At 68.6% G+C, this 14,408-nt stretch carries 12 protein-coding genes and 1 pseudogene; 6 read left to right on the top strand and 7 right to left on the bottom strand.

All coding sequences use genetic code 11. The annotated features are described in order from the left end of the window. Nucleotides 1–32: 32 nt before the first annotated feature. Nucleotides 33–2,447, top strand: a complete 2,415-nt coding sequence (locus VFW71_04300; GenBank protein HEU5001981.1) for a molybdopterin-dependent oxidoreductase — start codon at nucleotides 33–35, stop codon at nucleotides 2,445–2,447. Here the strand turns inward: VFW71_04300 and VFW71_04295 are convergent. Continuing rightward, the gene (locus tag VFW71_04295) at nucleotides 2,444–3,256 is read right to left on the bottom strand and encodes a class I SAM-dependent methyltransferase (protein ID HEU5001980.1); all 813 of its coding nucleotides are present in this window, start codon (nucleotides 3,254–3,256) and stop codon (nucleotides 2,444–2,446) included. The two genes, VFW71_04300 and VFW71_04295, sit on opposite strands and share 4 nt — an antisense overlap. An 86-nt stretch (nucleotides 3,257–3,342) precedes the next feature. Between VFW71_04295 and VFW71_04290 the strand changes: the two genes are divergently transcribed. Beyond that, entirely contained in the window at nucleotides 3,343–3,930 is a 588-nt protein-coding gene (locus tag VFW71_04290) for a TetR/AcrR family transcriptional regulator (protein ID HEU5001979.1), read from the top strand. A gap of 148 nt (nucleotides 3,931–4,078) precedes the next feature. Here the strand turns inward: VFW71_04290 and VFW71_04285 are convergent, their stop codons facing one another. Both VFW71_04285 and VFW71_04280 read right to left on the bottom strand, forming a co-directional pair. Continuing rightward, complete coding sequence (locus tag VFW71_04285; GenBank protein ID HEU5001978.1) at nucleotides 4,079–5,191, bottom strand: HAMP domain-containing sensor histidine kinase; 1,113 nt, start codon at nucleotides 5,189–5,191, stop codon at nucleotides 4,079–4,081. Then, nucleotides 5,184–5,879 (bottom strand): response regulator transcription factor, encoded by a 696-nt coding sequence (locus tag VFW71_04280; GenBank protein HEU5001977.1) that lies wholly within the window; start codon nucleotides 5,877–5,879, stop codon nucleotides 5,184–5,186. The genes VFW71_04285 and VFW71_04280 overlap by 8 nt, the downstream gene beginning before the upstream one ends. A 90-nt stretch (nucleotides 5,880–5,969) precedes the next feature. Here VFW71_04280 and VFW71_04275 point away from each other — a divergent pair, with 90 nt between their 5' ends. After that, nucleotides 5,970–6,929, top strand: coding sequence for a D-alanyl-D-alanine carboxypeptidase (locus VFW71_04275; GenBank protein ID HEU5001976.1), 960 nt, complete (start codon nucleotides 5,970–5,972; stop codon nucleotides 6,927–6,929). A gap of 30 nt (nucleotides 6,930–6,959) precedes the next feature. Here the strand turns inward: VFW71_04275 and VFW71_04270 are convergent, their stop codons facing one another. The 3 genes from VFW71_04270 to aceB all read right to left on the bottom strand — a co-directional run bounded on the left by VFW71_04270 (nucleotide 6,960) and on the right by aceB (nucleotide 11,513). After that, complete coding sequence (locus VFW71_04270) at nucleotides 6,960–7,673, bottom strand: class I SAM-dependent methyltransferase (protein HEU5001975.1); 714 nt, start codon at nucleotides 7,671–7,673, stop codon at nucleotides 6,960–6,962. After that, nucleotides 7,627–9,447: a hypothetical protein gene (locus VFW71_04265; GenBank protein HEU5001974.1), complete on the bottom strand. Its 1,821-nt coding sequence runs from the start codon at nucleotides 9,445–9,447 to the stop codon at nucleotides 7,627–7,629. The genes VFW71_04270 and VFW71_04265 overlap by 47 nt, the downstream gene beginning before the upstream one ends. 464 nt (nucleotides 9,448–9,911) lie before the next feature. Next, nucleotides 9,912–11,513, bottom strand: a complete 1,602-nt coding sequence (aceB, locus tag VFW71_04260) for a malate synthase A (protein ID HEU5001973.1) — start codon at nucleotides 11,511–11,513, stop codon at nucleotides 9,912–9,914. 408 nt (nucleotides 11,514–11,921) lie between these two features. Here aceB and VFW71_04255 point away from each other — a divergent pair, with 408 nt between their 5' ends. The 3 genes and pseudogenes from VFW71_04255 to VFW71_04245 all read left to right on the top strand — a co-directional run bounded on the left by VFW71_04255 (nucleotide 11,922) and on the right by VFW71_04245 (nucleotide 13,727). Then, on the top strand, nucleotides 11,922–12,218 hold the full coding sequence (locus tag VFW71_04255; GenBank protein ID HEU5001972.1) for a hypothetical protein: 297 nt from the start codon (nucleotides 11,922–11,924) through the stop codon (nucleotides 12,216–12,218). A 241-nt stretch (nucleotides 12,219–12,459) separates the two neighbouring features. Beyond that, nucleotides 12,460–13,587, top strand: a complete 1,128-nt coding sequence (gene serC, locus VFW71_04250) for a phosphoserine transaminase (GenBank protein HEU5001971.1) — start codon at nucleotides 12,460–12,462, stop codon at nucleotides 13,585–13,587. After that, nucleotides 13,584–13,727: pseudogene (locus tag VFW71_04245) on the top strand (G/U mismatch-specific DNA glycosylase). Before serC ends, VFW71_04245 begins: the two are co-directional and overlap by 4 nt. 482 nt (nucleotides 13,728–14,209) lie before the next feature. On the opposite strand, the gene VFW71_04240 reads toward VFW71_04245, so the two are convergent. Then, nucleotides 14,210–14,408, bottom strand: a 199-nt coding sequence (locus VFW71_04240) for a hypothetical protein (protein HEU5001970.1), incomplete at its 5' end; no start/stop codon positions are given.

Genomic DNA, 14,408 nt, shown 5'->3' with positions numbered 1-14,408 from the left:
GAGCCCCTGATATCGGGTCGGGGAGGGAACTGATGGCCGAGGCGCCCACTGCGACTGAGGTGGCCACGTACTGCCCGCTGTGCGTCTCCCGATGTGGGGCGCGGGCGACGGTGACCGAGGGCACGTTCACGCTCGACCGCGACCCCGCGCATCCCACGGGAAAGGGGCTGTGCGTCAAGGGCAAGGCGGCGCCGGAGATCGCCGCCCATCCCGACCGCTTGCGCTACCCGATGAAGCGCACCGCCGCGAAGGGTGCGGCCGACCCGGGCTGGCAGCGCATCGGCTGGGAGGAGGCGCTGAGTACCGTCGCCGACCGGCTTCGGGCGCTGGCCCGGGACCACGGCCCGGAATCGGTCGTGTTCAGTTCGGTGTCACCGTCGACGTCGGCGATCGTCGACTGCGTCGACTGGATCCAGCGGCTGCAGCGGGCATTCAATACGCCGAACTTCCTCAGCTCAATGGAGTTGTGCGGCTGGGGGCGCTATTTGGCGTCGCTGTACACCTACGGGGCGTCCGTGCCCGGCCAGTACATGCCCGATCTTGAACGGGCCGGGTGCATCCTGTTCTGGGGCTACAACCCGTCGGTGTCGCGGCTTTCCCACGCAATCGCCACCAGGGACGCGCTGCGTCGCGGTGCGAAGTTGGTCGTCGTCGACCCGCGCCGCGCCGGGCTGGCCTCCAAGGCCGATCCGTGGCTGCGGGTGCGCCCCGGTACAGACGCCGCGGTGGCGTTGGCGATCACGAATGTGATGCTCGAGCGCGGCTGGTTTGACGAGCCGTTCGTGCGCCGCTGGACCAACGCCCCCATGCTCGTCCGCACCGACACGGGACGGTTCCTGCGGGGCGACGACGTGTCAGCCGGCGGAAGCCCGGGGCACTACGTCGCCTGGGACGAGGTCACCAATCAGCTGGCCACCCTCGATCCGGCTGCCCGCGGTACGGATGTGGACAACCACGACCACCTCGCCCTTGCTGGCATCGTGCAGGTACCCACCACCCACGGGACGGTGGCCTGCCGGCCGGCATTCGACCTCCTCGCAGAGCAGTGCCGTGCGATGTCGCCGATGGTCGCGGAAGTGGCCACGGGCATACCGGCCCCAGAAATCGAGCGCACCGCTCAGGTGCTGTGGGAGAACCGCCCCGTCGCGTTCTACGCCTGGAGCGGCCTCGAGCAGCACAGTGGTTCGACCCAGATCATCCGGGCGATCAATGTGCTGTATGCGCTGACCGGTTGCCTGGACGCTCCCGGCGGCAACGTCCTGTTCACACCGGTGCCGACCAACCCGATCACCGGGATGGAGCTGCTCGACCCGGCGCAACACGCCAAGGCGATCGGGGTCGGCGACCGGCCACTCGGCCCGGCCCGCTTCGGGTTTACCACCGGGGAGGACTTCTACACGGCGGCCCTCGAGGGCCGGCCCTACCGGGCGCGCGGACTGGTGAGCTTCGGGTCCAACCTGCTGATGGCCCACGGCGACAGCGCACGAGGCCGGGACGCGCTGCAGGCGCTCGACTTCCACGTCCACCTGGACATGTTCATGAGCCCGACCGCCGAGCAAGCCGATATCGTCCTGCCGGTGACCGGTGCCTTCGAGGCCGAAGGCCTGAAGGTCGGCTTCGAAGTCTCGCAGGAGGCCCAGTCATTGGTGCAGCTGCGTACCCCCCTGGTGGCGCCGGTGGGGGAGGCCCGCTCGGACATCGGGATCATCTTCGACCTGGCGACCCGGCTCGGACTGGGCGCGCACTTCTTCGGCGGGGACGTCGATGCCGCCTGGGAGCACCACCTCGCACCCAGTGGGGTGACGCTGCGGGAGCTGCGCGGGAACCCCGCGGGGATTCGCCTGCCCCTGCAGACCCGCCATCGGAAGTACTCGGCACCGGGCGACAACGGCGTACCAGCCGGGTTCGCCACGCCGACGGGACGGATCGAGCTCTACGTGGAGGGCTTCCTCGACGTCGGGCAGCCGCCGCTCCCAACCTTCACCGAGCCTGCGTTGAGCCCCCGCTCCCGGCCCGACCTCGCCGGGGAGTTCCCGCTGGTGCTCACCTGCGCCAAGGAGGTGCACTTCTGCGAGACCCAACACCGCCAGGTTGCCAGCCTGCGCCGCCGCGCCCCAGATCCGGAGGTCGAATTGCACCCGGACACGGCCGCGGCCTGCGGCCTGGCGGAGGGTGACTGGGCAGAGATCACCACGCCCAAGGGCAGCGTCCGGGCGCGGGCCGTGCTCAACGGCACGCTGGCCCCCGGCGTTGTGTGCGCCCAGCACGGCTGGTTCGAGCCGTGCGATGAGCTGGGCCTCCCGGGCTACCCGCCCTTCGGTCCGGGCAGCGCCAACCTCAACCTGGTGCTCGGCCAGACGCCGAGCGATCCGATCAGCGGCAGCTCCCCCCTCCGGGCCCAGGTCTGCAACGTGACCCGCCTCGCCGAAAGCCGTCAGAGCTCCTAGGAGGAGGACAGCTCCAGGACGCGGTACGGGCTGGTGACCCGGAAAGCCGCCGGGTCTTCGTTGCCCGCACGGAGGATGGCAAGAGACTGCTCGCGGATGCGGGGGGCCAGACCGAAGTGCTCCACCAGGCCGCGGGTGCTCACCGCCGGCGGGGCATAGGCCTCCTGCTCGGCAAGGAAGGCTTCGGGCGACTCCCCGACGAACGCCACCGACCCATCCTCGCTCGTTACCCGCCAGCCCGCAGGCTCCAGGAAGGGGCGCAGGGCGGCGGGCTCGCTCCACGGGAACGGGGGCGGGAACGGCATGCCCATCGCCTCGGCAAACAGGCCGACGATGCCGCCGATGTAGCTGTGGATCGGGCCTTCGGGTAGCCACGCGGTCAGCACCGCTCGGCCGCCAGGACGCAGCACGCGCAGGATCTCAGGCAGGACGCGGGAAGGGTCGCCGAAGATCACACCGAAGACAGACAGCACCACGTCGAAGCTTTCGTCGGCGAAGTCGAGGGAGTGGAAGTCGCCCTCGACGAAGCTGGCGGTGAGGCCCTCGGCGGCCACCCGGTCGCGGGCAACGGCCAGCAAGCGGCTGGCTCCGTCCAGCCCGGTCACGGTGGCACCCGTCCGGGCGGCGAGCAGGCTGGCGTTGCCCGTGCCACAGCCGAGATCCAGGACCGTCTCGCGCCCGGTCAGCCCGGCTCGCCGGACCGCGTGGGCCGCCGCAGGCGCCAAGGCCGCCGCCGTGCGCTCGTACTCGCCGAGGCTCCAGTCGAACGGCGGGGGACCCATTACACCGGTGTTCGGGCCGTCACTCATTTCGTGCCTCCTCTCGGGCCGGGTGTCATACGCGACACTGTAGCGTAACGACGTAACGTAACAGCGGTACGGTAACATGAGAAATCATGGGACGCAAGAGGGAACACGACGCCGCCACGGGCCAGGCACTCCTCGAGACAGCGGAGGCCCTGATCGCCGAAGGGGGCCTGAGCGCGGTGTCGGTGCGCGCGCTTGCCGAAGGGGTGGGCACCTCAACCCGGGCGGTCTACTCGGTCTTCGGCTCCAAGCACGGCTTGGAGCAGGCGCTCATCGGGCGGACGTTCCGCCTTCTCGGAGCCGAGGTGGAGCGCCGGCCCGCCTCCGACGACCCCTGTGCCGATGTCATCGCCGCCGTGACACAGTCCTTTCGCGGATTCGTCCGGGACCACCCGGACCTCTTCCGGCTGGTCTTCACCCCCGCCCCCGGACAGGTATTCGACGAGGACGCGTGCAGCGAGTCGCTCCGGGCGTGGGAGACGCTGTTGCGCCGGATCCGCCGGGCTCAGGCGGCGGGCCTGCTGCGCCCGGGGGACCCCATGCCGATGGCCATCGGGTTGAGTTCGCTGGGCACCGGGCTCGCCGTCACCGAGCTGGCGGGGCTTCTGCCGCCCGACCAGGCGCAGGACTTGTGGGAGGCAAGCGTCGGCACCTTCGTTGCCGGTTTGGCCTGCTGATCCTGGCGGGCCAGGCCAACCCCGCGGGACGCGATCCGGGCCCCGAGCAGTTGCCCAGCCTGCGTGTCCCCCAGCCACTGCTAGAAGTGGACCGGCTCCCAGCCGGAGTCGTCGACCAGGAATTGCCGGAGACGAACATCGCAGCCGCCTAACCCGACCCGACCGCCGTCGGCCCGGCGGGGAGCTGCACCGTGACGCAGAGCCCCCCGCCGGCGCGGGGGGTGAGGGCGAGGGTCCCCTCGTGTGCGTGGGTGATGCGTTCGACGATTGCCAGGCCGAGGCCGACACCGGCGTGGTCGGTGTGTACGCGTTCAGTGCCGCGGAGGAACGGCTCGGCAAGCGTGGAAGCTACCTGCGGGGTCATCTTCTCGCCCGTGTTCTCGACCGCGAGCAGCACGCTGTTGGGCTGCGCGCGGGTTCTGACCCATACCGTGCCGTGTTCCGGCAGGTTGTGGACGATCGCGTTGTGTACGAGGTTCGTTGTTAGCTGCAGCAGGAGGGCCTCCGAGCCGATGGTGGGCGTCATGTCGCCGGAGGTCTCGATGGTGACGCCGCGTTTTTCTGCGAGGGGGAGGAGGGTCTCGGTGGCTTCCTCCGCCATGAGGGACAGGTCGACGTGTTCCCGGGTGAAGGAGCGCTGGTCGGCGCGGCTGAGCACGAGCAGTGCCTCGGTGAGGTCGATCGCCCGGGTGTTGACCGCGCGGAGGCGCTCGACGAGTTGATCCATGTCGCCGTCCGGACTCTTCCGGGCCACGTCGAGAAGCGTCTGCGTGATCGCCAGCGGGGTGCGCAGTTCGTGGGAGGCGTTGGCCGCGAATCTCTGCTGTTCGGCGACGTGAGCCTCGAGCCGCGCGAGCATGGCGTCGAAGCTGTCGGCGAGTTCGCGGAACTCATCTCTGCGGCCCGGAAGCCGGATCCGGTGGGAGAGCGAGCCGGTGGCGGCCGTGCGGGTGGCGTCGGTGATTCGCCCCAGCGGGGCGAGCATGCTGCCGGCGAGAAACCATCCACCCACGAGACCGAACGCCAGCAGGAACCCGAGAGCGATGGCGGCGGTCGGGACAAAATCGGCCAGGAGAACCCGGCGGCCGGGCGCCAACTGCGGGGTGGCCCACGGGTGAGCGATGACGAACTCGTGGAGCGGGACATATCGCAGGAGGAATATCCCAACGGCGGCGACCAACAAGGCGCCTGCGACCATGAGGAAGCCGGCGTAGCTGAGGGTGAGTTTGAGACGGACACTCAAGCCCGGAGGTCTATCCACGGTCTCCCTCTCCACCCGGGGCAGCGGGTTGTGTGCTGATGCGGTACCCGAGGCCTGCGACGGTGGCGATGATCCAGGGCTCGCCCAATCGTTTGCGCAGGGCCGACACGGTGATGCGCACAGCGTTGGTAAAGGGGTCGGCGTTCTCGTCCCAGGCCCGTTCCAGGAGATCCTCGGCGCTGACGACACCGCCCTCGGCGCCGACGAGAACTTCGAGCACGGCGAACTGCTTCCGGGTGAGAGCCACGTACCGGCCGTCACGGTAGACCTCCCGGCGGAAGGGATCCAGCCGCAGGCCGGCGATCTCTCGCACGGGTGGTCGGTTGTGGCCGCGCCGGCGGTCGAGCGCTCTGAGGCGGAGCACCAGCTCTCGGAGCTCGAACGGCTTCGTGAGGTAGTCGTCGGCGCCGAGTCCGAACCCGGAGGCCTTGTCGTCGAGCCGGTCGGCAGCGGTGAGCATCAGGATCGGCATGCCGCTGCCCGACCCGACGATATGCCCGGCGATCTCGTCGCCCGAGGGGCCGGGGATGTCGCGGTCGAGGACGGCGATGTCGTAGGCATTGACGCTCAGCAGGCCCAGAGCAGTGACACCGTCCCCGGCGATGTCGGCGGCGATCGCCTCCAGGCGGAGGCCATCGCGGATGGCTTCCGCCATGAAGGGTTCGTCCTCCACGATCAACACACGCACGCTCACACGATGCTATGACCCGGGGCCTATCGTCGGTGTATCAGAAACTACATACGTCGGGGCAACGCGGCGCTAGCTTGACTGGGGGGCGTGACCCGCAGCGCACCAGCACGACCGGCGGCCCGCCGTACCCGACCGACCGCACTCGTCGCCGGCCTCGCCGGCCTCGCTTGTCTCGCCCTTGTGGCTGCCCGGGCGGTCTCGGCAGCCCCCCAGCTGCGCAATGGCACGGACGGCCCGCCGGCAGCCGGGACGGACGAACAACCGGCCACGATTGCCTGGCCGGCGCGTGGACAGGCGGCGTATGTGCTGGGCGATGGCCAGCCGGCAGCCAGCCCGGACGAACGGCCAGCCCCGATCGCCAGCCTGGCAAAGGTGATGACCGCCTACCTGACCCTCAAGAGCTACCCGCTGAGCGGTGCACAGGACGGGTTCACGGTCACCGTCACCGCCGCCCAGGCTCGGGCCGAGGCGAAGGACGCCGCCCAGCACCAGTCGGTCGTAGCGGTGCACGCCGGCGAGCGGCTGACCGAGCGACAGCTGCTGGAAGCGTTGCTGATCCCATCCGGCGACAACATCGCCGGGATGCTTGCCGACGAGGTGGCGGGAAGCGAGACCCGATTCCTGGCCGAGATGAACGCCGAGGCCCGCGCACTCGGGATGGGCCAGACGACCTACACCGATCCGAGTGGGTTCGATCCGGGCACGGTCTCCACCGCTGCCGACCAGCTGCGCGTCTTCCAGCAGGCGATGCGCTCCCCCGTCTTCGGCGAGATCGTCTCGATGGCCGCCGTGACGCTTCCGGTGGCCGGTACGGTCACTAACTTCAATCCACTGATCGGCGAAGGCTATGTTGGCAAGACTGGGTCAGACTCTGCGGCCGGAGGGTGCTTAGCCTTCCTCACCCGAGTGACGGTCGGCGGGCGTTCGCTGACTGCGGTCGGCGTGGTGATGGGGCAGGGGGAGGGGAGCACCACGTCGGCGCTCCTGGCCGCCGCTGGCGAGGCCGCCGAGCAGATTGTCGCCTCGGGTGCCACTGCGCGGGGGTAGCGCACGATCGACAAGGAGCAGGCTGGAATCCTAGAGACGGGTCAGTGCCGCCAGCCAGGCGGGCACGCCATCGGGGGCCAGGAGCACGCTGAAGGAGGCGGCTTCGATGCCATCCACCCGCCAGCCGGCATCGGCGGAGAAGGTGGCGTGGATCTCGGCCTGCGTGACCCGCCTGGGCCCCCAGTCGCCGGGGACGTGCTCGTTGAAGCACAACAGGAAGTAGTGGGCGCCGGGCGCCGTGGCCGCCGCCAGCGCGCGGGCGAAGACGGGGCGGTCGGGGTCGTCGAAGACGTGGAAGAGGCCGCAGTCCAAGACGGTGTCGAAGGGCCCCGCCGCCGCCAGCACGACGGGGTCTAGGGCGTCGCCCACCTCAAAGTTCACGGTCAGCTTTCTGCCGGGGTCACGCTCTGCCGCCTTGGCACGTGCCTTCTCGATCGCCCGGGGCTGCTGGTCGATCCCCACCGCCACCAGGCCCAGCCCGGCGGCCATCAGGGTGTGCTCACCGGTGCCGCAGCCGACGTCCAGCACCCGTCCCCGAATCTGCCCGCTGGCCGCCAGGGCCGCCAGGGCGGGTTGGGGCCGGCCGATGTCCCAGGGCGGGGTGTGGTTGTAGGACTCGTCGAAGCCCCCGGAGCGAGGGCGGGGAGGCGGTACTGCCGGGAGGCGATCCACGTCGATCTCTGAGCGGAACGTCAGCTCACTGCTCGTGGGGCGGATGGCCGCCCCCGCCGCCGCTTCCCCCACCGCCGGACCCGCCGCCGCCGGACCCGCCCCCGCCAGTGTGGGGCCCGCTCGCAAAGACATTGGGGCCGTTCCACACCAGATCTGGGCCGTCACCGCGCCAGAAGCTGGCGAGCTCATCCCCAACCTTTGCTACCACCTCGAGGTTGCCGAGGTCTCCGTAGTTGCTCTGGATGACGCTGACTGCGTCGACCTGCCCTAGGTCGGTGCCGAAAACCGTTGGCGCGCTCCACGGCATGGCGGGGTCATCGTTGTTGCGCCACACGTGGACGATGCCGCCGTTACGAGCTGGTGCGACGAGCTCGAAATTGCCCTGGCGGCCGAAACGACTTTGGATGAGCGACAGGTTGGGTCGCCACGCGGCTCCCGCCGGTCCGCCGGTGATCCCGGCGAGGATGGGGAATGGGCCCTTCCAGCTCGCGTTCGGACCGGAATCCCGCCAGAAGTGAAAGAGCTGGTCAGCGACTCGGGCGATGACCTCGAGGTTGCCGGGGACGCCATAGTCGCTCTGGATCATGCACACCGCATCGACCAGCCCGATCCCGGCACCAAAGGGCGTGGGGTCGCTCCAGGGCATCGCCGGGTCATCGTTGTTGCGCCAGAGGTGGATCAGCCCGTCAAGAACCGGCGCGACGACCTCGAAGTTGCCCCGCTGCCCGAACCGACTCTGCACGAGGGCCGGCACATCTCGCACTCCCTGGTGGATGGTGTAGGGACCGTTCCAGGTAAAGGCCGGCCCCGAGTCACGCCAGAAACTCACCAGGTCTGAACCCGCGACCGCCACCACCTCGAGATTGCCCGGCAGGCCGTAGTTCGACTGGATGAGGCTGACGGGGCCATCGATGCGTCCGAGTTGACTTCCGAAGCTGAAAGGGCCGCTCCAGGGCAGGTTGGGGTCGTCGTTGTTGCGGTCGTAGTGCGAGAGGCCGGCAACGTCCGGGACCACGACCTCGAAGTTGCCCTTGGCCCCGAAGTGACCCTGGATGAGGAACCCTGACGAGAAGGAGTTGCTCGGCAGCGGGAAGAACTGGTCGGAGTTCGGCGTCTTGTTGTCGCCGTTGAGATTTGAGGGCTGGCCCTTGGGGAACGTCTGGCGAACAAGAGCGGCGAAAGGCTGGAATCCCCCTGACGAGCCCGTCAGTCCCCGGTAGATGTCCTCGAGGGTTGCACCCGCCATGGATACGATCTCCTTGAACGAGTAGCCGACGTGGTAGTGCAGGTAGTGGAGGAAGGCCACGCCGCAGCCGATGGACTTTGCCCTGGTGTCGTTGTCGTCGGTGTTCGAAATCCAGTCCTCCAGACCTTCCGGGCCGGTGTGTAGTCCGTCCTTGGTGGGGGTTTGGCCGTCTGGCAGGTCGTCGACCCACTGGTGCACGGTGAAGCTCGGCTGCTGTCCACCCGGATAGAAGAACTGGGCCAGCACCCTCGATAACGCCTCCCCTTTGCTGTCCGCGGGGTTCCACTGCTTGTTCTGGGCATACATGAATATCTCGGCGAGTTCGGCGATGAACGAATTCCGCAGGTAGTCGAAGTCGCCGCTCGACCCACGTCCGGCGTCGCCGTCGTGGGTGATGTCCTTGCCGTTTTCCTGGCCACCGACGCCGTTGTCGACCGTCACCGTCACCTGGGCCGATGGCTCCGCGCCGAACATCTCCTTCAGCCGCGCATAGTCGCCCTCGCAGGTCTGTTGCAACGCCTGGATGAGCTGCTGGCCGTTGGGGGTCTTGGTGTCGTCGTACTGCAATTTGAAGTGCGGCGTCGTGAGCGATTGGATCACGTTTGTCCCTCCGCCTAGTCGGTTCGTCCAACTGTGATGCGCCTGGTCCGTGGGTTCCCACAGAGGCGGATCATTGCCCGATGACATCCTTACGGAAAGCGACGTTGCGGACAAGCCTGCGAGCCACCCTTCGGGCCAGTGTGGCTACCATCACCCGGTATCCAGCTGGATAGAGCGTCGGACTTCTCAACCGAGGGTCGGGGGTTCGAATCCCTCCGGGCGCACCTCTGCCGAGCGTGCGGCCGGGCCCAGTCGGCCGACGGCCGTCGCAGCAAAGGCAACGTCCCGTCAGCCCTCCCCGAGAAGCCCACTTCCCGCAGTAAGAGGACATCCCAGCCGCCGGCGCCCGGCTTCAGGGATTCTCGGCAGGACCGCGGCAGCGAGTAGGACCAGACCCGAGCAGGCATTCGATTGGGTCTCACCGGCGGGCGCCCGGGCGGGCCGACCAAAGTCTAGGGGTAAGCCTACGGCAGCTCTTCGTAGGCGGGCAGTGTGAGGAACTCGACCAGGGGTTCCTCGAGGACGACCTGCTCGAAAAGGCGGCGCGCCTCGCCGAACCGGCCCTGGGCGAACACCTCGGGGCCCAGGGCGGCCTCGAGCCGCGCCAACTCGTCGTCGGCAATCTCACCGATGAGCTGTGGGGTTACCACCCGCCCGTCGTCGAGGCGAGCCGCGTGGTGGTGCCATTGCCAGAGCTGTGCCCGCGAGATCTCGCAGGTGGCGGCGTCCTCCATGAGGTTGGCGATCGCGGCCGCCCCCACCCCTCGCAGCCAGGACTCCAGGTACTGGATGCCGACGCTCACGTTGGTCCGGACGCCCGGCTCCGTCACCTCACCGGGGGTATCGGCGACAGCCAGCAGTTCCTCCCCGGTCACCTTGACGTCCTCCCGCAGGCGGTCGAGCTGGTTGGGACGGTCACCCAGCGTGTCGTCGAACACCTGGGCGGCCGTCGGCAGCAGATCGGGGTGCGCCACCCAGGTCCCATCGAAGCCGGCAGCGGCTTCACGGAGCTTGTCCGCCCGTACGCCGGCGAGGGCAGCCTCGGTGACCTCCGGGTCCTGGCGGTTGGGGATGAACGCCGCCATCCCGCCGATGGCATGGGCTCCGCGCCGGTGGCACGTGGCCACCATAAGCTCTGTGTAGGCCCGCATGAAGGGGACAGCCATCGTCACCCGCGCCCGATCCGGCAGGACGAAGCCCGGGTCCTGGTGGAACTTCTTGATGACGCTGAAGATGTAGTCCCACCGCCCGGCGTTGAGGCCGCCGGCGTGCTCGCGCAACTCGAAGAGGATCTCCTCCATCTCGAAGGCGGCGAGGATCGTCTCGATGAGCACGGTCGCCTTCACGGTTCCGGCGGGCAGGCCGAGGGCCTCCTGGGCGGCGAGGAACACCTCGTTCCAGAGCCGAGCCTCTTCGTGGCTCTCCAGCTTGGGCAGGTAGAAGTAGGGCCCGGAACCACGGTCGACGAGTTCACGCGCGTTGTGGAAGAACGCCAGGCCGAAGTCGAAGAGGCTCGCCGACACCGGCTCGCCCGCCACCCGGACGTGCTTCTCGTGGAGATGCCAGCCGCGCGGCCGCACGACCAGCGTCGCAACGTTCTGCTCGAGCGAGTAGTGGCGCCCGTCGGGAGCGGTGTAGGTGATCGTCCGGCGGACGGCGTCCTGCAGGTTCCGCTGGCCGTTTACGACATTGGCCCACGTCGGCGACAGGGAATCCTCGAAGTCGGCCATGAAGACCCGGGCGCCGGAGTTCAGCGCGTTGATCATCATCTTGCGCTCGACGGGGCCGGTGATCTCGACCCGCCGGTCGGCGAGGTCGCTGGGGACTGGGGCGACCCGCCAGTCCCCGGCGCGCACCGCAGCGGTGTCGGGCCGGAACTCCGGGCGCTCGCCGGCATCGAGGCGCCGCTGGCGCTCAGCCCGGGCGGCGAGCAGCCGCCGACGGGCCGGTTCGAACCGGCGATGAAGGTCGGCGACGAATGCACACGCCTGGTCGGTCAGCACCTGGTCAGCTTCACCCTCGACGGTGCCGCCGACGATTTCCAGCTCGACGGTCCGACCCACGATGTCCGCCACCGTTCCTCCTCGATCCGCCCGTGACGCTATGCGGGGGACTGCAGTCGACCGCCAGAGCCGGGGCGACGACGAGGCGCTATATGCCCGGTGTGGCCACAGCCAAAACAGGGGCGGACCTAGCGAGCTATTGCCTCCCGATAGCCCGTCTGCACGGGTTGACGATGTCACCGCTAGGGCGCCCAGTACCGTGGACGCGGGCGCAGGGCCCGACGGGCGCGCGGAAGAGGAACCTGAAGCTAGATCGGGCTTCCTACCGGGGGCTCGGCGAGCCCGTCCGGCAGGGCGGCCAGGCTCAGAGCAGCCACAGGGCATGGGGGTACGCTCATTTCCCGCAAGTACCAGGTACACCGGTGGACGGTCCGCTAGGCCATCGAGTCCTCCGTTCCGCCGGAGCACAAGGTGCCGGAGCGCACCAGCCCGGTGCTGACCCCGGAGATCGGGACCTTCGTCGAGGCGATCCTGGTCGACGACAAGGCACCGAGAAAGCAGCGCCATACCGCCCGCCGGATCTGGCAGCGGGTGGCCGACGAGCTTGATTCCCCGGTGGCCGAGTCCACGGTGCGGGCGCTGGTCGCCGAGCGCCTCCGGGAACCGGGCATCGGCCAGCGGGCGTTTGTCCCCCAGCACCTGAAAAGTGCGGCGGAGGCCGACTACTACGAGGCCGATTTCCAACAAACAATCGAGCCTGTGGCGTAATAAACCAGAGTGATTAGCGGCGAGGCGAGAACCTATCGTGCCAGACCCGCGCTAGGAGCCGTCGGCATACAATCGTGCCTGGAGACCCAGTCGCGAGAAACCGCGAATCATCGGCTCTTAGTTGGTCGTCTCGAAGGAGCTGACCACCTGCCCCATGGAGCGGCCCCCGAGCGCTTGAATGCTGAGGTGCGCAGTTTTCGTCCGCTCCATCCTCTTGACTGCTCAGAAAGGACGGCTTTCAGTGAGTGAGCCCACGATCAAGATCCCCGCCACGCTGCTGCCCGCCGACGGGCGCTTCGGCTGCGGACCCTCGAAGGTACGGCCGGAAGCGCTGAGCGCTCTGGTATCCGAAGGCGCGGCCGTCCTGGGCACGTCCCACCGGCAGGCGCCGGTCCGCAACCTCGTCGGCCGGGTCCGGGACGGGCTGCGCTCCCTGTTCGCCCTCCCCGAGGACTACGAGGTCGTGCTCGGCAACGGGGGCGCCACGGCGTTCTGGGATGTCGCCGCCTTCGGCCTTATCCGGCGAAAAAGCCAGCACCTGTCCTTCGGCGAGTTCTCGTCGAAGTTTGCCAAGGCCGTCGGTCGGGCGCCCTTCCTCGAGGCCCCGACCGTCGTCGAATCGGCACCGGGCTCCCGCCCCATGCCCCATGCCGAGGGCGGCGTCGACGCGTACGCCTGGCCCCACAACGAGACCTCGACGGGGGTGATGACCACCGTGCGCCGCGTAGAGGGTGCGGACCCGGACGCTCTCGTGCTCATTGATGCGACCTCGGGCGCCGGGGGCTTGCCGGTCGACATCATGCAAGCAGACGCGTATTACTTCGCCCCCCAGAAGTGCTTCGCCTCCGACGGCGGGCTGTGGCTGGCGCTCCTGTCGCCCGCAGCGCTGGCCCGGGTTGACGAGATCGCCTCCTCGGGCCGGTGGGTGCCGGACTTCTTCGACCTTCCCACTGCCTTGGACAACTCCCGGAAGAACCAGACGTACAACACCCCGGCGGTGGCGACGCTGTTCCTCATGGCGCAGCAGATCGACTGGATCAACGGGCAGGGAGGGTTGGCGTGGGCGGCGGAACGTACGTCGACCTCGTCCGGGCGTCTGTACGCGTGGGCCGATCGGACGCCGTATGCGAGGCCCTATGTCGAGGATGCCGACGCGCGTTCGCATGTGGTTGGCACGATCGACTTCGAGGAAACGGTTGACGCCTCGGCGGTGACGAAGACCCTTCGGGCCAACGGGATCGTCGATGTGGAGCCCTACCGCAAGCTCGGTCGCAACCAGATCCGGGTCGGCATGTTCCCCGCGGTCGACCCCGCGGACGTCGAGGCACTCACGGCGTGCATCGACTACGTCGTCGAGGCCCTCCCCTGAGCCTTTCGGCGCCGACCCCCTGGCGCCCGACCCGCCAGCAGCTCGAGACGGCGGAAGGATCGACGATCGGCGACGTGGCCGGCCCCGGCCTGATCGTGTTGTTCTGCGGCATCAACCCGGGGCTCTACTCCGGCGCTGTGTGTGGGCCATCACTTCGCCGGCCGGGCCTCCGCGGGCTCGTGGGCCTCGTGGTCGGCGTCGAGCGCAAACGGCGGCCACGCCGGAGGTAGTTCCGGGCTGCCGAGCGGGCATCTGCTCCGCCCATCTCCGAACGCCGGTCCGGCAACGCGCGTGAGCACGACGGTTCTCGTGGGAGCCGACCTACCCGTCTAGATATGCAAATACATATATCAGCGGATCTCTACACTGTGGGCCGCCAGGGTCTCGAACCCTGCCTGCCGGATTAACAGTCGGAAGGGGGTGCCGGAACACATTTGCCTCCTGACCAGGCAAAACGTGTCCTGACCTGGGCGTCAGCTACTCAGAGGGCGCCCGTCACATGTTGTTCTGTCCGCTCTGATCCGCCCTGTTATGGCCCGCGTGTGAGCAAACGCGTGAGCATCTGGGATCGTCGTCGCGGTACGTCCCTGAAGCGAGCCAATCCCGATGAGGCCGGATTGCTTCAAGCAGTCGGGCGAAGGTCCACGCTCAGTGCAAGGCCGAGAGCCAGTGCGGCCCGTTTGTTAGCGGCCATGAAAAACTGCCCGTAGACGGCCACGAACCTGCCCGCTGGCGGCCACGAAAACTGCCCAGCGGTGGCCAGCAGATCTGCCCAACCGTCTGAGGTCCGTCCGAAATCCACCTTGAGGTCCCCTCCCGGG

Source organism: Actinomycetota bacterium (genome assembly GCA_035765775.1).
In the GTDB taxonomy this organism is placed as follows: domain Bacteria; phylum Actinomycetota; class CADDZG01; order JAHWKV01; family JAOPZY01; genus DASTWV01.
The sequence above is the reverse complement of the archived record's forward strand: the minus strand, read 5'-3'. Positions and strand labels throughout refer to the sequence as shown.